This window comes from Pseudomonas sp. 18173 (assembly GCF_050432945.1).
In the GTDB taxonomy this organism is placed as follows: Bacteria; Pseudomonadota; Gammaproteobacteria; order Pseudomonadales; family Pseudomonadaceae; genus Aquipseudomonas.
In genome coordinates this window covers 165,958-184,794 of sequence record NZ_JBKFTN010000004.1, presented here as the reverse complement: position 1 = coordinate 184,794, position 18,837 = coordinate 165,958, and the positions used below count along the sequence as shown (strand labels likewise).

General features: G+C 60.1%; 15 protein-coding genes. 5 read left to right on the top strand and 10 right to left on the bottom strand.

The window, feature by feature from the left end; translation table 11 throughout:
- Positions 1–222: 222 nt before the first annotated feature.
- Complete coding sequence (lexA, locus tag ACLD1X_RS06280) at positions 223–831, top strand: transcriptional repressor LexA (protein ID WP_007974043.1); 609 nt, start codon at positions 223–225, stop codon at positions 829–831.
- A 10-nt stretch (positions 832–841) separates the two neighbouring features.
- Positions 842–1,318, top strand: coding sequence for an SOS-induced cell division inhibitor SulA (gene sulA, locus ACLD1X_RS06275; protein ID WP_429366592.1), 477 nt, complete (start codon positions 842–844; stop codon positions 1,316–1,318).
- 93 nt (positions 1,319–1,411) lie between these two features.
- Here the strand turns inward: sulA and ACLD1X_RS06270 are convergent, their stop codons facing one another.
- The 7 genes from ACLD1X_RS06270 to ACLD1X_RS06240 form a co-directional block, all read right to left on the bottom strand.
- Positions 1,412–1,645 (bottom strand): hypothetical protein, encoded by a 234-nt coding sequence (locus ACLD1X_RS06270; protein ID WP_008023011.1) that lies wholly within the window; start codon positions 1,643–1,645, stop codon positions 1,412–1,414.
- A 94-nt stretch (positions 1,646–1,739) separates the two neighbouring features.
- Positions 1,740–2,264, bottom strand: coding sequence for a DUF6586 family protein (locus ACLD1X_RS06265; protein ID WP_057400204.1), 525 nt, complete (start codon positions 2,262–2,264; stop codon positions 1,740–1,742).
- Between the two features lie 473 nt (positions 2,265–2,737).
- A complete protein-coding gene (topA, locus tag ACLD1X_RS06260) occupies positions 2,738–5,365 on the bottom strand; it encodes a type I DNA topoisomerase (RefSeq protein WP_429366591.1) in 2,628 nt (875 codons plus the stop codon).
- 114 nt (positions 5,366–5,479) lie between these two features.
- Positions 5,480–5,716, bottom strand: coding sequence for a DUF1653 domain-containing protein (locus ACLD1X_RS06255; protein ID WP_429366590.1), 237 nt, complete (start codon positions 5,714–5,716; stop codon positions 5,480–5,482).
- A gap of 98 nt (positions 5,717–5,814) precedes the next feature.
- Positions 5,815–6,990, bottom strand: coding sequence for an acetyl-CoA C-acyltransferase FadA (gene fadA / locus ACLD1X_RS06250; protein WP_008023006.1), 1,176 nt, complete (start codon positions 6,988–6,990; stop codon positions 5,815–5,817).
- 29 nt (positions 6,991–7,019) lie between these two features.
- Positions 7,020–9,167: a fatty acid oxidation complex subunit alpha FadB gene (gene fadB / locus ACLD1X_RS06245; RefSeq protein ID WP_429366589.1), complete on the bottom strand. Its 2,148-nt coding sequence runs from the start codon at positions 9,165–9,167 to the stop codon at positions 7,020–7,022.
- 619 nt (positions 9,168–9,786) lie between these two features.
- A complete protein-coding gene (locus tag ACLD1X_RS06240; protein WP_429366588.1) occupies positions 9,787–10,224 on the bottom strand; it encodes a hypothetical protein in 438 nt (145 codons plus the stop codon).
- A gap of 104 nt (positions 10,225–10,328) precedes the next feature.
- Here ACLD1X_RS06240 and ACLD1X_RS06235 point away from each other — a divergent pair, with 104 nt between their 5' ends.
- Positions 10,329–10,769, top strand: a complete 441-nt coding sequence (locus ACLD1X_RS06235; protein ID WP_046041383.1) for a universal stress protein — start codon at positions 10,329–10,331, stop codon at positions 10,767–10,769.
- 191 nt (positions 10,770–10,960) lie between these two features.
- Here ACLD1X_RS06235 and ACLD1X_RS06230 read toward each other — a convergent pair whose 3' ends face one another.
- Complete coding sequence (locus tag ACLD1X_RS06230; RefSeq protein WP_429366587.1) at positions 10,961–12,880, bottom strand: ATP-binding cassette domain-containing protein; 1,920 nt, start codon at positions 12,878–12,880, stop codon at positions 10,961–10,963.
- Between the two features lie 213 nt (positions 12,881–13,093).
- Between ACLD1X_RS06230 and ACLD1X_RS06225 the strand changes: the two genes are divergently transcribed.
- Complete coding sequence (locus ACLD1X_RS06225) at positions 13,094–15,022, top strand: transglycosylase SLT domain-containing protein (RefSeq protein WP_429366586.1); 1,929 nt, start codon at positions 13,094–13,096, stop codon at positions 15,020–15,022.
- A gap of 99 nt (positions 15,023–15,121) precedes the next feature.
- Here ACLD1X_RS06225 and ACLD1X_RS06220 read toward each other — a convergent pair whose 3' ends face one another.
- Positions 15,122–16,909: an ABC transporter transmembrane domain-containing protein gene (locus tag ACLD1X_RS06220; RefSeq protein ID WP_429366707.1), complete on the bottom strand. Its 1,788-nt coding sequence runs from the start codon at positions 16,907–16,909 to the stop codon at positions 15,122–15,124.
- 251 nt (positions 16,910–17,160) lie between these two features.
- Between ACLD1X_RS06220 and ACLD1X_RS06215 the strand changes: the two genes are divergently transcribed.
- Positions 17,161–17,340 (top strand): PA1571 family protein, encoded by a 180-nt coding sequence (locus tag ACLD1X_RS06215; RefSeq protein ID WP_429366585.1) that lies wholly within the window; start codon positions 17,161–17,163, stop codon positions 17,338–17,340.
- A 250-nt stretch (positions 17,341–17,590) separates the two neighbouring features.
- Here the strand turns inward: ACLD1X_RS06215 and pdxB are convergent, their stop codons facing one another.
- Complete coding sequence (gene pdxB / locus ACLD1X_RS06210; protein ID WP_429366584.1) at positions 17,591–18,733, bottom strand: 4-phosphoerythronate dehydrogenase PdxB; 1,143 nt, start codon at positions 18,731–18,733, stop codon at positions 17,591–17,593.
- Between the last annotated feature and the right edge of the window lie 104 nt (positions 18,734–18,837).

Genomic DNA, 18,837 nt, shown 5'->3' with positions numbered 1-18,837 from the left:
CCGCCTGACAAACACTTGTTTGAAACATACGTTTCAGCCTGTGCCTTGTCAAGTCTGGCGGTTCGTTTTGGGAATGGTCGGTCAGACATTTAACCACACAACGACAAAGCTTCAATCCACTGACTGATTGACCGTCCGGCGGCGAGTGAAAAATGGAGCATTGCCAAGACCGCTCCACTGTATATAATCCCAGTCACTGTATAAAAAGACAGAGCGATCGATATGCTAAAGCTGACGCCACGACAAGCAGAGATTCTGGCTTTCATCAAACGCTGCCTGGAAGACAACGGATACCCACCCACCCGCGCGGAAATCGCTCAGGAACTGGGTTTCAAGTCACCCAATGCGGCGGAAGAACACCTCAAGGCGTTGGCCCGCAAGGGTGCCATCGAGATGACGCCTGGCGCCTCCCGTGGCATTCGCATCCCCGGTTTCGAAGCCAAGGCCGATGATTCCACCCTGCCGATCATTGGCCGGGTCGCAGCCGGCGCCCCGATTCTTGCGCAGCAACACATCGAAGAGTCCTGCAACATCAATCCTGCCTTCTTCCATCCGCGCGCCGACTACCTGCTGCGCGTCCACGGGATGAGCATGAAGGATGTCGGCATTTTCGACGGCGACCTGCTGGCGGTCCACACCACCCGCGAAGCCCGAAACGGCCAGATCGTGGTTGCGCGAATCGGCGACGAAGTGACCGTCAAGCGCTTCAAGCGTGACGGCAGCAAGGTCTGGCTGATCGCCGAGAACCCCGAGTTCGCCCCTATTGAAGTGAACCTTCAAGATCAGGAACTGGTGATCGAAGGCTTGAGCGTCGGCGTCATTCGCCGCTAAAGGAGGCACCATGCAGTTCCCACAGACATCACCACAGCAAGCCCAACTGTCGTTGTTCGAAGCGTTCATGGCACAGCCATTGGCGCCGATTCTGAAAGACGTGGTCGAGTCCCCCTGGAGCGCCGAACCTGACGCTTTCAGCGAGCTGTCACTGCGTGGTGCAGCCGGGAACTGCCTGAGCCTTCTGGCACCGATCCTCAGGGAATTGAGTCAGGACCAGGATGCACGCTGGCTGACATTGATCGCGCCGCCCGCCAGCCTGACCCAAGCCTGGTTGCGAGATGCCGGCCTCAACCGCGAACGTATCCTGTTGCTGCAACCGCGGGGCACCCAGAGCGCCCAGCAACTGACCTGCGAAGCGTTGCGCCTGGGGCGCAGCCACACGGTGGTCAGCTGGATCAACCCATTGAGCGCCCAATCGCGGCAACAACTGATCAGCGCCGCCCGCACCGGGGACGCTCAGAGCCTGAATATTCGACTGGGTTAACTGACAGGTATAACGCGGGCTTCCCCCCGCGGGGCTTCTCCATGGACAGAGAAGCCGATGAGTAGCGACATCAAGAAAAACGACAGACGGGGATCAATGAAGAACCCGCGTCCCCTCTTCCTTGTCGAATTCGCCTTCAACCAGGCGTCCTGCCATCTGCACACCGACGCTCAACATCGCCTTGGCGACTTCCACGTGTTGCCCTTGCAGGAACGCCTTGGCGTCCTCGGAGAAATCCAAAGTAACCAGAGAACCCTCGTCCTCGGCCCTGCGCAGCTCGATACGGCCGTCTGGTAACTCGACAATTTCTAGAAAGGACGTTGGCATAAAGGACTGTTCTCCACGAAAGGCGGGGATTATATAGGCATCGCTCGGGCTTCGCTTGGGATCTTGACCAGATGTCATCACCCGACTGCGAGTGTCAGCACTCGTTCAACCCTTCACGAAACCGGATCGCCAACGCTTTCAGGTTCTGACGCCAGCTCTCCAGCTCCTCCCGACTCAGTTCCTCCGGCGCGTCCTCTTCATCCAGATTGACCGCCTGAATCAGTGGCTGAGTCACGTCCCCTTTCGGCTTGTGTGGCGCGCGTGGCGGCTGAAACAGCGCAGCGTGGGCGGCCAGCAGCCTGGCCAGCCAGGTCTCCGGGTTATTGGCCAACTCGACCATCTCGGCCATTTCCGGAATGGCGATGGTTTCCAGCACCTCGCGAGTCAGCAACAACTCTGCACGGGGCGCATTGGCCTGAGGCAAGCGATAGAAACCGGCGATTTCATGGCACAGGCCCAACAGCGCGCCGTACAGGTGAAACAGCGCGGATTCGCGCCCGGCCTGGATCAGCGCCAGCGAATTCATCGCCCGACTTTCTTCAGTACGGGCCAGTGCTTCCAGCGACAAGCCGGCGAAGTAAATCTTCTGATTGGTGCGGGTATAAAGTTCGTGGGCCATGACGGCAGCCTCCACAACGAAATAATTGCTTCACGCAGGTTGGACAGTTTCGTGGATCAGCCGATCCGACCGCAAGCACAAAACAAAAAGGCCGCATGAAAACCCGAAGGTTTCCATACGGCCTTTAATGGCAATGGCGCTGGCTTCCTGTAGGAGCGAGCTTGCTCCGGGCGGCGTTCCGACGATGGACCTGAGAGCAACGCGGGCATTCTGAAGGCCCGCGTCATCGTTGACGTCCCTCGCGAGCGAGCTCGCTCCTACAAGAAGCCAGCGCCATTGCCATTAAAGGCCGCATGGAAACCCGAAGGTTTCCATACGGCCTTTAATGGCGATGGCGCTGGCTTCCTGGAGGAGCGAGCTTGCTCCGGGCGGCGTTCCGACGATGGACCTGAGAGCAACGCGGGCATTCTGAAGGCCCGCGTCATCGTTGACGTCCATCGCGAGCGAGCTCGCTCCTACAGGGCGGGGCAGCGTTAAGCCTTGGCTGCCGGACGCTTGTCTTCGACTTTCCACTTGCCGCCGTCGTAGAACGCCTTCCAGCCGGTCGGCTTACCGTCAACCTCGGTCTGCACGTACTGTTCCTTGGTCTTGCGACTGTAACGAATCACAGCCGGGAGGCCATCCGGATCTTTCTTCGGCGCTTCGCAGAGGAAGTGATACTTCGGATCGATCTCGTCCTTGTGCGGGATGATTTCCATCACCAGCGGAGCACGGGTCTCGCGGTTTTTCGGGAACTGGCTGGCTGCCAGGAACAGTCCGGACGCACCGTCGCGCAGAATATAGGTGTCGTTGACCTTTTCGCACTTCAGCTCAGGCATCTTCACCGGATCCATCTTCGGCGGCGCCGCATCACCGCTCTTCAGCAGTTTGCGGGTGTTCTTGCAGGTGGCATTGGTGCAACCGAAGAACTTGCCGAAACGACCAGTCTTGAGCTGCATTTCGCTGCCACACTTGTCGCACTCCAGGCTCGGACCTTCATAGCCCTTGATGCGGTAAGTGCCCTCTTCGATTTCGTAGCCGTCGCAATCCGGGTTGTTACCGCAGATGTGCAGCTTGCGCTTCTCATCGAGCAGGTAGGCATCCATCGCCGTGCTGCAAATCGGGCAGCGATGCTTGCCACGCAACACCAGCGATTCCGACTCACCCTCGTCGTCCGCGGCGATTTCATCGCCCGGCACCAGGTTCACGGTGGCCTTGCAGCGCTCTTTGGGTGGCAGGCTGTAGCCCGAGCAACCGAGGAAAACACCGGTCGATGCAGTACGGATCTGCATCGGGCGACCGCAGGTGGTGCACGGGATGTCGGTCATGACCGGCTGGTTGGCGCGCATGCCGCTTTCCGGGCTTTCGGCCACTTCGAGCTTTTTCTTGAAGTCGCCGTAGAACTCGTCGAGCACGTTTTTCCAGTCGCGTTCGCCTTGGGCCACGTCATCGAGATGCTCTTCCATTCCCGCCGTGAAGCCGTAGTCCATCAGGTTGGAGAAGCTCTCCGCCAGGCGCTCGGTAACGATGTCGCCCATCTTTTCCGAGTAGAAGCGACGGTTGTGCAGCGCCACGTAGCCGCGGTCCTGGATGGTCGAAATGATTGCCGCGTAGGTCGAAGGACGACCGATGCCGCGTTTTTCCATTTCCTTCACCAGGCTGGCTTCCGAGTAGCGCGCCGGCGGCTTGGTGAAATGCTGGGTCGGATCAAGCTTGATCAGCTTCATCGCGTCGCCCTGGGCCATGTCCGGCAATACGTCGTCATCGCCCGGCTTGGCGATCTGCGGCATGACACGGGTGTAACCGTCAAACTTCAGGATGCGGCCCTTGGCGCGCAGCTCGAAGTCACCGGCACCCACGGTGACGGTCGTCGACAGGTATTGCGCCGGCAGCATCTGGCAAGCGAGGAACTGGCGCCAGATCAGCTCGTAGAGGCGCTCAGCGTCACGCTCCATGCCCGACAGCTTGCTTGGCTCGGTGTTGGCGTCGGACGGACGAATCGCTTCGTGAGCCTCTTGTGCGCCTTCCTTGCTGCTGTAGACGTTCGGGGTTTCCGGCAGGTACTTCTTGCCGAACTCGCCTTCGATATAGGTACGCGCCATCGCCACGGCATCGGCCGAGAGGTTGGTGGAGTCGGTACGCATGTAGGTGATGTAGCCGGCTTCGTACAAACGCTGGGCCATCATCATGGTTTTCTTCACACCGAAGCCCAGGCGGTTGCTCGCGGCCTGCTGCAGGGTGGAAGTGATGAACGGTGCCGACGGCTTGCTGCTGGTCGGCTTGTCTTCGCGCTTGACGATGCTGTAGCTGGAAGCCTTGAGCTTCTCCAGCGCCGCCATGGCCTGGGTTTCATTGAGCGGCTTGAAGGCTTCGCCTTTCTCGCGAGCCACGTCGAAACGCACGGTCGCGCCTTTGGCGGTGCCGAGGTCGGCGTGAACTTCCCAGTACTCTTCCGGGATGAACGCACGGATTTCACGCTCGCGCTCAACCACCAGCTTCACGGCAACCGACTGCACGCGACCGGCGGACAGGCCACGGGCGATCTTGGCCCACAGCAGTGGCGAGACCATGTAACCGACGACGCGGTCGAGGAAGCGACGCGCCTGCTGGGCGTTGACACGGTCGATATCCAGCTCGCCCGGCTGGGAGAAGGCTTCCTGAATCGCCTTCTTGGTGATTTCGTTGAACACCACGCGCTTGTAGCGGCTGTCGTCACCACCGATGGCTTCGCGCAGGTGCCAGGCAATGGCTTCCCCCTCGCGGTCCAAGTCGGTTGCGAGATAGATGGTGTCAGCATCCTTGGCGAGCCGGCGCAGCTCTTCGATGACTTTTTCCTTGCCCGGGAGGATCTCGTACTTGGCTTTCCAGCCATGATCCGGATCGACACCCATGCGCGCGACCAGCTGCTTGCGCGCCTTTTCTTTCGGCGACAGTGCCGGCGCTTCACCCGCAGCAGCCTTGCCGCGCTTGGCGGCTGGCTCTTTGCTGGCGCTAGCCGAACCGCTGGTGGGCAGGTCTCGGATATGGCCGATACTCGACTTCACCACGTATTCGTTGCCCAAATACTTGTTGATGGTCTTGGCCTTAGCCGGGGATTCCACAATGACCAGCGATTTGCCCATGGATCAGAAAATTCCTGAATTCGAGAAGTGAAAGGCGATTGGCGCCTGACGCGGCACCGCTATATATAGTGGCAACAAGGTGAGGTCAAGCGCAGGGTATTGCGCGAACTCAGCTTATGGCTTGGTAAAAAGGCTGTCTTCGGCCTGCACCAAAGCAAAGCGTGGCACCTGTTCACCGTCAACCTCGATGGACTCCAGGAACATGCTCAAGGGACGTACCCAAAAGCCGTAATCGCCATACAGGGCTTGATAGAAGACCACTTCTTCTTCGGTTTCCGAATGCCGCGCAACACTGAATACACGGTACTGCGGACCTTTGTAATGTTGGTAGAGCCCAGGTTGTATCGGCATGATTTGGCCCTCACTCAAATTTTTTCAAATAAAAAACAAAATAAATCCGGAAAAACAAAAACCGGGGCACTTGGCCCCGGCTTCCATCAACGAGACGCTTAAACGCGTTCGAAGACGGTGGAGATGCCTTGGCCGAGACCAATGCACATGGTGGCCACCCCGAAGGTACCGCCATTCTGCTTCATCACATTGAGCAAAGTGCCGGAGATACGCGCACCGGAGCAACCGAACGGGTGGCCCAGGGCGATCGCGCCGCCGTGCAGGTTAACCTTCTCGTTCATCTTGTCGAGCACTTTCAGATCTTTCAGCACTGGCAGGGCCTGTGCGGCGAAAGCTTCGTTGAGCTCGAAGAAGTCGATGTCGGAGATACCCAGACCCGCGCGCTTCAATGCTTTTTGTGTGGCCGGTACTGGACCATAGCCCATGATTGCCGGATCCACACCCGCCACTGCCATCGAGCGAATCACTGCCAGAGGCTGGATACCCAGGTCCTGTGCGCGCTGCGCCGACATCACGATCATGCACGAAGCACCATCGGTGATCTGCGACGAAGTACCGGCAGTCACGGTACCACCTTTAGGATTGAACGCCGGCTTCAGGGCCGCCAGGCTTTCCAGGGTGGTTTCCGGACGAATGGTTTCGTCGTAGTCGAAGGTTTTCAGGAAACCGTTCTCGTCGTAGCCCTGCATCGGGATGATTTCGTCCTTGAACTTGCCTTCCACGGTCGCCTTGTGGGCGAGTTGGTGGGAGCGCACGCCGAAAGCATCCTGTTGCTCGCGAGTGATGCCGTGCATTTTGCCCAGCATTTCCGCGGTCAGGCCCATCATGCCCGAGGCTTTCGCCGCGTACAGCGACATGTGCGGGTTCGGATCGACACCGTGCATCATGCTCACGTGACCCATATGCTCGACGCCGCCAACGACGAATACGTCACCATTGCCGGTCATGATCGCTTGCGCAGCCGTGTGCAGAGCGCTCATCGACGAGCCGCACAGGCGGCTGACGGTCTGGCCGGCCGAAGTGTGCGGGATCTGGGTCATCAGCGACGCCATGCGCGCGATGTTCCAGCCCTGCTCCAGGGTCTGGTTCACACAGCCCCAGATCACGTCTTCGACTTCGTTCGGGTCGACCTTGACGTTACGTTCCAGCAGTTTGCTGATCAGGTGCGCCGACATGTCTTCGGCGCGGGTGTTGCGGTGCATGCCGCCCTTGGAGCGGCCCATCGGAGTACGACCGAAGTCGACAATCACGACGTCTCTAGGATTCAAGCTCATAAGTTCACTCTCACTCTAGTTGGGGGCGCTTAACCGAAGAAGCTCTGGCCGTTCTTGGCCATTTCGCGCAGCTTCGCGGTCGGGTGGTACAGCGCGCCCAAATCAGCGTACTGGTCAGCCAGGGCAACGAACTCTGCCACACCGATCGAATCGATGTAGCGCAGCGCACCGCCACGGAATGGAGGGAAACCAATACCGTAGACCAGACCCATGTCGGCTTCGGCAGCGGTTTCGACGATGCCGTCTTCCAGGCAACGCACGGTTTCCAGGCACAGCGGGATCATCATCCAGTTGATGATGTCTTCATCAGTGACTTCGCGTTGCTCGTAAACGATCGGCTTGAGCACTTCCAGCACCGACGGATCGGCGACTTTCTTCTGCTTGCCCTTCTTGTCGGTCTCGTAGGCGTAGAAGCCCTTGCCGTTCTTCTGGCCCAGGCGCTTGGCTTCGTAGAGCACGTCAACGGCCGAGCGACGGTCGTCCTTCATGCGGTCCGGGAAGCCTTCGGCCATCACGTCACGACCGTGGTGGCCGGTGTCGATGCCGACCACGTCCATCAGGTAGGCCGGGCCCATTGGCCAGCCGAATTTTTCCATGATCTTGTCGATACGGACGAAGTCCACACCGGCGCTGACCAGCTTGGCGAAACCGCCGAAGTACGGGAACAGCACGCGGTTGACCAGGAAGCCCGGGCAGTCATTGACGACGATCGGGTTCTTGCCCATTTTCTTGGCGTAGGCAACGGTGGTCGCGACCGCCAGTTCACTGGACTTCTCGCCACGGATCACTTCCACCAGCGGCATCATGTGCACCGGGTTGAAGAAGTGCATGCCGACGAAGTTTTCCGGACGCTTGAGGGCCTTGGCCAGCAAGGTGATGGAAATGGTCGAGGTGTTGGACGCCAGGATGGTGTCTTCCTTGACCTTGTCTTCGACTTCAGCCAGTACGGCCTGCTTGACCTTGGGGTTTTCGACGACCGCTTCCACCACCAGGTCCACGTGACCGAAATCACCGTACGACAGGGTAGGACGAATGCCGTTGAGCACTTCAGCCATTTTCGCGGCGGTCATGCGGCCTTTATCAACGCGGCCGACCAGCAGTTTGGCGGCTTCGGCCAGACCCTGCTCGATACCGTGCTCGTTGATGTCCTTCATCAGGATCGGCGTACCTTTGGAAGCCGACTGATAGGCGATACCGCCACCCATGATGCCGGCGCCCAATACGGCAGCCTGCTTCACGTCCTTGGCGATTTCGTCGTAGGCCTTGGCCTTTTTCTTCAGCTCCTGATCGTTCAGGAACAGGCCGATCAAGCTCTGCGCGGCAGAGGTCTTGGCCAGCTTGACGAAACCTGCGGCTTCGACTTCCAGCGCCTTGTCGCGACCGAAGTTCGCAGCTTTCTGGATGGTCTTGATCGCTTCAACCGGCGCCGGATAGTTCGGGCCAGCCTGGCCAGCCACGAAACCTTTGGCGGTTTCGAAAGCCATCATTTGTTCGATGGCGTTCAACTTCAGCTTTTCCAGCTTCGGCTGGCGCTTGGCCTTGTAGTCGAACTCGCCGGAGATGGCGCGCTTGATCAGTTCCAGCGCGGCGTCTTGCAGCTTCTCTGGAGCAACCACGGCGTCGACAGCACCAACTTTCAGCGCGTCTTCAGGACGGTTTTCCTTGCCGGCGGCAATCCACTCGATGGCATTGTCGGCGCCGATCAGGCGCGGCAAGCGCACAGTACCGCCGAAGCCCGGGTAGATGCCCAGCTTGACTTCCGGCAGACCGATCTTGGCCGCGGTGGACATGACGCGGTAGTCCGCCGCCAGGCACATTTCCAGGCCACCACCGAGCGCGATGCCGTTGATCGCGGCGACGGTCGGGACGTTGAGGTCTTCGAAATCGCTGAAAATCTTGTTGGCTTCCAGGTTGCCAGCAACAAGCTCTGCATCCGGCAGCTTGAAGTTGTCGACAAATTCGGTGATGTCGGCGCCGACGATGAACACGTCCTTGCCACTGCTGACGATCACGCCCTTGATCGAAGCATCTGCCTTGATGGTGTCTACGGCCTGACGCAATTCGTTCAGGGTTAGACGGTTGAACTTGTTGACGGACTCACCCTTGAGGTCGAACTTCAGTTCGACGATGCCACTTTCAAGAGCCTTAACCGTGATGGCTTTACCTTCGTAAATCATCAACTGATCTCCACGATATGGAAGCTGAACAGTACACGTCGGAAGCAGGCGACCAGCTTGGCAGGACGTTAAACGTCGATGCTACGCCAATCTGCCCGGCACACCCGCCAACGCGATAGTCGGGATTCTGTAGGAGCGGTCTGAAATACAAACGCTCAATTCATACGCCCGTTTGATTTGGGTACGCCACCTTCACGGAATTTCCGCCAATTGTCAATCGCCCAGAATGCGGGTTGAAATGCGACTTTGCGGTCATTTCTGTAAGACGAAGGCCTGCAACACGCGGCTGCATGTGGAGCCATTCATAAGATCAATCATTAGAAAAATCGCCCTAATTCGCTGCAGCCCGCGTTTAACAAGCTACTCTGGCGAAACCAAGGGGAAAAGTTGAACGCTTTGGCGAACGCCTGGCGCAAGATCAGCCCACACCGTTTTTACCGGCCTGCCTGGCCAACTCCAGCCCGATGATGAATGTCGGGCTTTTTATTGCATGGGAAAAACACCTGTAGGAGCGAGCTTGCTCGCGATGAACCCGAGAGCACCACGGGGTGTCAGGCTTCCCGCGTCATCGTTGACGACCATCGCGAGCGAGCTCGCTCCTACACAGGGGATCGGGGGTTCAGGCAAGCGCCTTGAGGGTGGCGTCGATGTGCTGCAACACCTCGGCCTCGCCCTTCTCGCCCCAATACAAGGCAATTATTTGCTTGTCAGCCTCGACCTTGTAGACGTTACCTGGCAATTTTTCGAAATGATTCAGCAACGCCTGATCCTCGCAGACCTCTTGCCACTGATTCACCCACAGACCAGGTGATTTTTGCCAATAGCTCCAGCACGCCGGCTGAGTGCCGCGGCGCGGACGATGGTACTGGGCGCACGGGCTCGGCGGCTCCTGGCTCAGCCAGTGCGGCCACTCCTGAGGCGCCAGTTGCATGGCCAGGCCGATGCGCCGGGCCTCCATCCGCAGGGCGATACGCCCACTCTGGGCACGTGAGGGGCGCAACCATGCCAGGGGGCTGAGTACCACCAGCAGGATTGACACCACTATCCAGACCGTCATATCTGTACTCCCGATTCTTGATGAGCCCATTGTGTCACTTTGGAACCAATGCGCTTGAAACCAGCCATACTTACCAATATTGCAATCCTCAGGAGGAGCACCTCATGCCCTACAACCATATTCTGGTCGCTGTAGATCTGACCGAAGAGTGCGACCCTGTGATCCACCGCGCTCGCGAGCTGTCGGTGAGCAACGGCGCGAAATTGTCACTGGTGCACATTGTCGAGCCGATGGCGATGGCCTTCGGTGGCGACGTGCCAATGGACCTGTCACAACTGCAACAACAGCAGTTCGATCAGGCCAAGGAGCGCCTCGACCGCTTGATCCTCAAGTATCCTGAGCTCTCCAGGGAATACAGCCACCTGACCTACGGCCAGCCACGCCAGGAGATTCACCACCTGGCCAAGGAGCAAACCTGCGACCTGATCGTGGTGGGCAGCCATGGCCGGCACGGCCTGGCACTGCTGCTGGGCTCCACCGCCAATGACGTGCTGCATGGCGCGCCTTGCGACGTGCTTGCGGTGCGCCTGCAAAACAAAAGCTGAACACTGCACCACCACCGTGTAGGAGCGAGCTTGCTCGCGATGAACCTGAGAGCGCCGCGGGGAGTCAGGCTGCCCGCGTCATCGTTGGCGACCATCGCGAGCGAGTTCGCTCCTACAGGGAGTGGATAGATCTACATATGAAAAGCCCGGCGCTCATCACTGAGCGCCGGGCTTTTTCATTGCCGGATCAATCAGGCATCCAGCTCGGCCCAACGCTCGACCATGATGTCGAGCTCAGCCTGCAACTGCTCCAGCTGGGCAATCACCGCAGCCGTTTCGGCAGCCGGGCGCTGATAGAAGCCCGCGTCCGCCATCTGTGCCTCAACGGCGGCAATCTGCTGCTCCATGGCTTCGATCTGCCCCGGCAACGCTTCCAGCTCGCGCTGCAACTTGTAGCTGAGCTTTTTCTTCGCCACTGGCGCTTCGACCGCTGCCACCACCGGCGCAGGCTCGGCCTTCACCACGGCGGAGTTCAGGTCAGCCTTGCCAGACTTGCTCTCGGTCACGCCCAGCAGGCGCGGCGAGCCGCCCTGGCGCAACCAGTCCTGGTAGCCACCGACGTATTCGCGAACCTTGCCTTCACCTTCGAAGACCAGGGTACTGGTGACCACGTTGTCGAGGAATGCCCGGTCGTGGCTGACCATCAGCACGGTGCCGTTGAAGGTCAGCAGGACCTCTTCGAGCAATTCGAGGGTTTCGACGTCGAGGTCGTTGGTCGGTTCGTCGAGTACCAGCAGGTTCGCCGGCTTGCTGAACAGCTTGGCCAGCAACAGACGGGCACGCTCACCACCGGACAGCGCCTTGACCGGCGTGCGCGCACGCTGCGGGCTGAACAGGAAATCGCCGAGGTAGCTCAGCACGTGGCGGCTCTGGCCGTCGATATCGATGAAGTCACGACCTTCGGCGACGTTGTCGATCACGGTTTTTTCCAGATCCAGCTGATGGCGCAACTGGTCGAAGTAGGCGACATCGATCCGGGTGCCCTCTTCCACTTTGCCGCTGGTTGGCTGCAAACCGCTGAGCATCAGCTTCAGCAGGGTGGTCTTGCCGGTACCGTTGGCGCCGAGCAGACCGATACGGTCGCCGCGCTGCAGCACCATGGAGAAGTCCTTGATCAGGAACGGACCGTCCGGGTGAGCGAAGCTCACGTTATCGAGCACCATCACCTGCTTGCCGGACTTGTCGGCGGTTTCCAGCTGGATGTTGGCCTTGCCGGTACGCTCACGACGCTCGCTGCGCTCGACACGCAAGGCTTTGAGCGCACGTACGCGGCCTTCGTTGCGGGTACGACGGGCCTTGATGCCCTGGCGAATCCACACTTCTTCCTGGGCCAGACGCTTGTCGAACAAGGCGTTGGCGGTTTCTTCGGCGGCCAGTGCCGCTTCCTTGTGTACGAGGAAACTGGCGTAGTCGCCGTTCCAGTCGATCAGGCCACCGCGATCCAGTTCAAGGATGCGGGTTGCCAGGTTCTGCAGGAAAGAACGGTCGTGCGTGATGAACAGCACGGCGCCCTGGAAATCCTTCAGCGCTTCTTCAAGCCAGGCGATGGCACCGATGTCCAGGTGGTTGGTTGGCTCGTCGAGCAACAGCAGGTCCGGCTCGGACACCAGGGCCTGGGCCAGCAGGACGCGACGACGCCAGCCGCCGGACAACTCGGCGAGGGTCTTGTCGGCCGGCAGTTGCAGGCGGCTCAAGGTGCTGTCGACGAGGGTCTGCAAGCGCCAGCCATCGCGGGCCTCGAGGTCGTGCTGGACGTGCATCAGCTTGTCCAGGTCGGCATCGGTGACGATGTTCTGGCTCAGGTGGTGATACTCGGCGAGCAACGCACCGACACCATCAAGGCCTTCGGCCACCACGTCGAACACTGTCCGCTCGTCGGCTACCGGCAATTCTTGCGGCAATTCGCCGATCTTGAGCCCGGGTGCGCGCCAGACGGAACCGTCATCGGGCTTCTGGTCGCCCTTGACGAGCTTCATCATGCTGGACTTGCCAGTGCCGTTGCGGCCGATGATGCACACCCGCTCACCACGGGCGATCTGCCAGGACACCTTGTCCAACAACGGCATAGCGCCGAAAGCAAGGGACACATCGCTGAATTTGAGCAGGGTCATGAGCTTCTCCAAAAACCGGGCGCGCATTCTACCTGACTTGAGGCTTCAGAAGGCCGGCAATTTCACTCTCGCTGTACTCTGAACGACAAATGTTGCGAACTGATGCGGGAACACCCGCAAAGCTTTCGCCGGCTGCTGGCAAAAGGCTAAGCTACAGACAATTCAGTGCGGGCCCGACCCGCACTTGTCATGATTTCTCTGCCCGGACGTCTCATGCGCAGTCGCCTCTTCAGACTTTTATCCTGTTTTCTTCTCTCTGCCGCTGCCGTTCAATCCGCCCAGGCGGTGGACCTTTCCACCCAACGCCAGTATTACGATGAAGCCAAACGCGCCCTGGCCAAGGGCGATAGCGGCCCGTACTTCCGATACAGCCAGGCCCTCGCCGATTATCCACTGGAACCGTACCTGGCCTACGACGAGCTGACAGCGCGCCTGAAAACCGCGAGCAACGCCGAAATCGAGAAATTCCTCGCCGAACACGGCGACCTGCCCCAGGCCAACTGGATGAAACTGCGCTGGTTGCGCTGGCTGGCGGAGCGCGGCGACTGGGCGACCTTCGTCAGGTATTACGACCCGAAGATGAACTTCACCGAACTGGACTGCCTGAATGCGCAGTACCAGATCAGCCACAACCTCAAATCCGAAGGTTATGCCAACACTGAAAAGCTCTGGCTGACCGGTAAATCCCAACCCGAAGCGTGCGATGCCGTGTTCGGCATGTGGGCCGCGGACGGCCAGCTGACCGAGCAGAAACGCTGGGAGCGCGCCAAACTCGCCGCCCAGGCGCGCAACTACCCGCTGGCCAACAGCCTGGTCAACGGCATGACCACCCTCGCCCCTCGCGGTCGCTTGCTGGTGGACGTCGCGCAGAAACCGGAGCTGCTCAACCAGCCGTCGCGCTTCACCCCGGCCGATGAAGCCATGTCCGACGTGGTCAGCCTCGGCCTGCGCCGCCTGGCTCGCCAGGACCCGGACAAGGCCATGGACCTGCTTGATGGCTACGCCAACAGCATGCACTTCTCCCGGGATGAAAAAGTGGCGATCGCCCGGGAAATCGGCCTGACCCTCGCACGACGTTTCGACAGCCGTGCGCTGGATGTCATGACCAAATACGACCCCGAGCTGCGCGACAACACGGTTTCCGAATGGCGCTTGCGTCTGCTCCTGCGCCTGGCGCGCTGGGACGATGCCTATCAATTGACCCGCCGCCTGCCCCAGGACCTGGCCACCACCAACCGCTGGCGCTACTGGCAGGCCCGCAGCCTGGAACTGGCGCAACCGCAGAATCCGGAAGCGCAGACGCTCTATAAAAGCCTGGCCCGCGAACGCGACTTCTACGGTTTCCTCGCCGCCGACCGTTCACAGTCGCCCTATTCGCTACTGAACAAACCGCTGGTGCTCAGCCAGGCCACCATCAACAAGGTGCGCAACACGCCCGGCGTGCGCCGCGCCCTGGAGCTGCACGCCCGCGGGCAGGTCGTCGATGGTCGCCGCGAGTGGTATTACGTCAGCCGCCACTTCAGCCGCGACGAAATGGTCGCCCAGGCCAAGCTGGCCTATGACCTGAAATGGTACTTCCCGGCGATCCGCACCATCAGCCAGGCACAGTATTGGGATGACCTGGATATCCGCTTCCCGATGGCTCACCGGGAAACCCTGGTCCGCGAAGCGAAGAGCCGCGGCCTGCATCCGAGCTGGGCGTTCGCCATCACCCGCCAGGAAAGCGCGTTCATGGACGATGCCCGTTCCGGTGTCGGCGCCTCGGGCCTGATGCAACTGATGCCCGCCACCGCCAAGGAAACCGCACGCAAGTTCAGCATTCCCTATAGCTCGCCACAGCAACTGCTGGATCCGGACAAGAACATCCAGCTCGGCGCCGCCTACCTGAGCCAGGTGCACAGCCAGTTCAACGGCAACCGCGTGCTGGCCTCCGCTGCCTACAACGCCGGCCCCGGCCGTGTGCGCCAATGGCTGCGCGGTGCCGACCACCTGAGTTTCGACGTGTGGGTAGAAAGCATCCCGTTCGACGAAACCCGCCAATATGTGCAAAACGTATTGTCGTACTCGGTGATCTACGGCCAGAAGCTCAATTCGCCACAGCCGATCGTGGATTGGCATGAGCGCTACTTCGACGATCAATGATCACTGTAGGAGCGAGCTTGCTCGCGATGGTCGTCAACGATGACGCTGGATGCCTGACACCCAGCGGCACTCTAATGTCCATCGCGAGCAGGCTCGCTCCTACAGGAGTTCCCCGGCGTTAATCAATCCATCACTGAACTGCAACGCCGCCAGCCGCGCATACAACGCATTGCTGGCAATCAGTTCCTGATGCGTGCCCACCGCCACCAGCTTCCCCTGATCCATCACCGCGATCCGGTCGGCGTTTTTCACCGTGGCCAGGCGATGGGCAATCACCAGGGTGGTACGGTTTTTCATCAGGCTCGGCAGCGCCTGCTGGATCAGGTGTTCGCTCTGGGCGTCGAGGGCGCTGGTGGCTTCGTCCAGGAGCAGGATCGGGGCGTCCACCAGCAACGCCCGGGCGATGGCCAGGCGTTGGCGCTGGCCACCGGACAATCCAAGCCCCCCATCCCCAAGATGTGTCTGGTAGCCATTGGGCATGGCTTCGATAAAGTCATGGGCGTAGGCGATTTTTGCCGCTTCCCGCACCTCGGCCGAAGTCGCCTTCGGATTGCCGTAGCGAATGTTTTCTTCAATGCTGCCGAAAAACAGCGCCGGGGTTTGCGACACCAGAGCGAAACAGCGGCGCAGGTCCAGCGGATCGAGCTGGGTCAACGGCACACCATCGAGCAGGATGCGACCCTCGGCAGGGTCATAAAAGCGCAGCAACAGGTCATACACCGTCGACTTGCCGGCCCCGGATGGCCCGACCAGCGCCAACGTCTCACCGGCATTGACGGTCAGGTTCAAGCCGTCGACCGCATAACTTTCCGGCCGCGACGGGTAGGCAAAACGCACATTCTGCAATTGCAGGCGGCCGTCGACCCGTTCCGGCAGTGTCACCGTGCCGGAAACCGGCGGCACAATGATGTTTTCCGAACGCAGCAACTCGGCAATCCGTTCGGCCGCACCGGCGGCGCGCTGCAATTCACCGATCACCTCGCTCAACGTACCGAACGCACTGCCAACGATCAGGCTGTAGAACACGAACGCCGCCAGCTCGCCGGCGGAAATTCGCCCGGCGATGACATCCATGCCGCCAACCCAGAGCATCACCCCGACCGCGCCCAATACCAGGACGATCACCAGGGTAATCAGCCACGCCCGCTGGAAGATACGCTTGCGCGCGGTGTTGAACGCCTCTTCCACCGTCATGGCAAACCGCCTCTCGTCCTGGGCCTGATGGTTGTAGGCCTGCACGGTCTTGATCTGGCCAAGGGTTTCCGACACATAACTGCCGATATCGGCAATCCGGTCCTGGCTCAGGCGCGAGAGGTTACGCACCCGGCGGCCGAAGATCAGGATCGGCGCGATCACCAGGGGCAAGGCCACCACCACGATGCTGGTGAGCTTGGGGTTGGTGATGAACAACAGGACGATCCCGCCGATCACCATCAACAGATTGCGCAGGAACAACGACAGCGAAGAACCGATGACCGACTGCAGCAGCGTCGTATCGGCGGTCAGGCGGGACTGGATTTCGGAACTGCGATTGTCCTCGTAAAACCCCGGGTGCAGATAAATCAGATGATTGAACACCTGGCGCCGGATGTCGGCGACGCAACGCTCGCCGATCCACGACACCAGGTAAAACCGTACGAACGTACCGATCGCCAGCCCCACGACCAGCAACATGAACAGAGCGATGGACTGGTTGAGCAAATGCGGTGACTGGGTCATGAACCCCTTGTCCACCAGCAGGCGGATGCCCTGCCCCATGGACAAGGTAATGCCCGCGGTGACGATCAACGCCAGCAAGGCGCCGAAAGCCTGCCAGCGATAGGGCACGATGAAACGACTGGCCAGGCGAAAGGCACGGCGGTGACGGGCAGAGAGCATCGCATTCATCCAGGACAAAGCAGTCATTAGGGTCAGCCTACACCGCTCAATGGGGTGGCTCGCTGCAAATCACAATGAGTCAGGTTAATTATGTCCTCCAACACTAGAGGCTAGACGCTATTGGTCTAAAGTTCGGGTAGCCACGTAACGGCATTTCTGGTGGACTGGTTCTGCCCCCCCGGAAAGATCGCAGGGAGTTGTCATAGCCCGGTCACCTGGCGGCTCTACAGTAACCACACTACCTGATGAGGAGACAGGCCATGTCCTTGCAACACAGCAGCGATGACAAGATTCAAGTGATCCGCACGCAACCAGGCCAGTCTCTGGGTTGCTCGATTATTGACGAGCAGGGTCGTGAAGTACCGATCACTGAAGAGATGATCCAGAAAGCTTGCAGTGAACTGGAAAAGCGATTGGTCAAACCTGCCGAACAAAAGTGATATAGCCATCGTCTTCTTGACCCGGCCCAGGGTTGGCCGGGTTTTTTATTGCCGGCAAAAAAGGCAACTACCCCCACTCTCTGTAGGAGCGAGCCCTGCTCGCGATGGTCGTCAACGATGACGTGGGAAACCTGACACCCCGTGGTGCTCTCCGGTTCATCGCGAGCATGCTCGCTCCTACAGGGGATTTGTGGTGCATGAAGATCCAGTGTGGGAGCGAGCCTGCTTGCGATAGGGTCGCCGCGGTCTATCAGATTGCCGTCGCCCCCAACGCCGCCACAATTCTCTGCAACTCAGCCGAGTCACCGTCGATACGCACCTGCAACCCGTCGATCTCACGGCGCGACGGGTATTGCTTGCGCAGCACATCGAATGCCGCACGCTGCTCGCTGACACTGCCGACAAGGCTGCGACGGAAATCCGCATCGTCACGACGCGGGTCATACACGCCACGGCACAGCATCGCCAACGCCCAGGCCGGGTCGCTTTGCGCATTCAGGGTCACGTGCGACAGCCACGGTGCCGGCAGCAAATCGCTCAGGCTGACGCGGGCCGGCTGCCCGAGGAAATCGCAATACGCCTGGTAGATCTGCGCGGTCCCCCGCTGCTTGCCATCGAGGCTGTAACCGGCAATGTGCGGCGTTGCCAGCACGCACAGTTCAGCGAGCGCCACGTCGACTTCAGGCTCGCCTTCCCAGACATCGAGCACCGCTTGCAGGTCTTCGCGCTCCAGCAGCACTTCGCGCAGTGCCGCGTTGTTGACCACCGGTCCGCGACTGGCATTGATCAGCCAGGTGCCGGACTTGAGCTGTTTCAGACGTTTTTCATCGAACAGATGCCAGGTCGATTGCGCGCCCTGCTTGGTCAAAGGCGTGTGCAGGCTGATGACGTCGCACGTCTCGATGATCTGTTCGAGGCTGACGTAGTCACCGCCTTCAGCCGCTTGCCGTGGCGGATCGCACACCAGCACCTTCCAGCCCAGGCCCTGCAGCACCTTGACCAGCCGGCCGCCCACTTCGCCGGCGCCGACCACACCGTAGGTCCGCCGGGTCAGGTCGGCGCCTTCGATTTCAGCCAGGGTCAGCAAACTGCCGAGCACATAGTCGACCACGCCACGGGCATTGCAGCCCGGTGCGCTGGACCAGGTGATACCGGCCTGCTGAAAGTGATCCAGGTCCAGGTGATCGGTGCCGATGGTGCATGTGCCGACAAAGCGCACCTTGCTGCCTTCGAGCAACGCGCGATTGACGTTGGTCACCGAACGCACCAGCAGCACATCGGCCTGCTCGACCGTGGCACGGTCGATGGCGCGACCCGGCACCCGGCGGATTTCACCGAAGCCTTCAAAGAAAGCATCGAGCAGGGGGATATTTTCGTCGGCAACAATCAGCATGGCAGGCTCCTTTGGCGGGTTGGCAGTTTAGGCGTAGATGATGCATCGCGCCTAGACGCATCTATCTGTAGGAGCGAGCTTGCTCGCGATGGACGTCAACGATG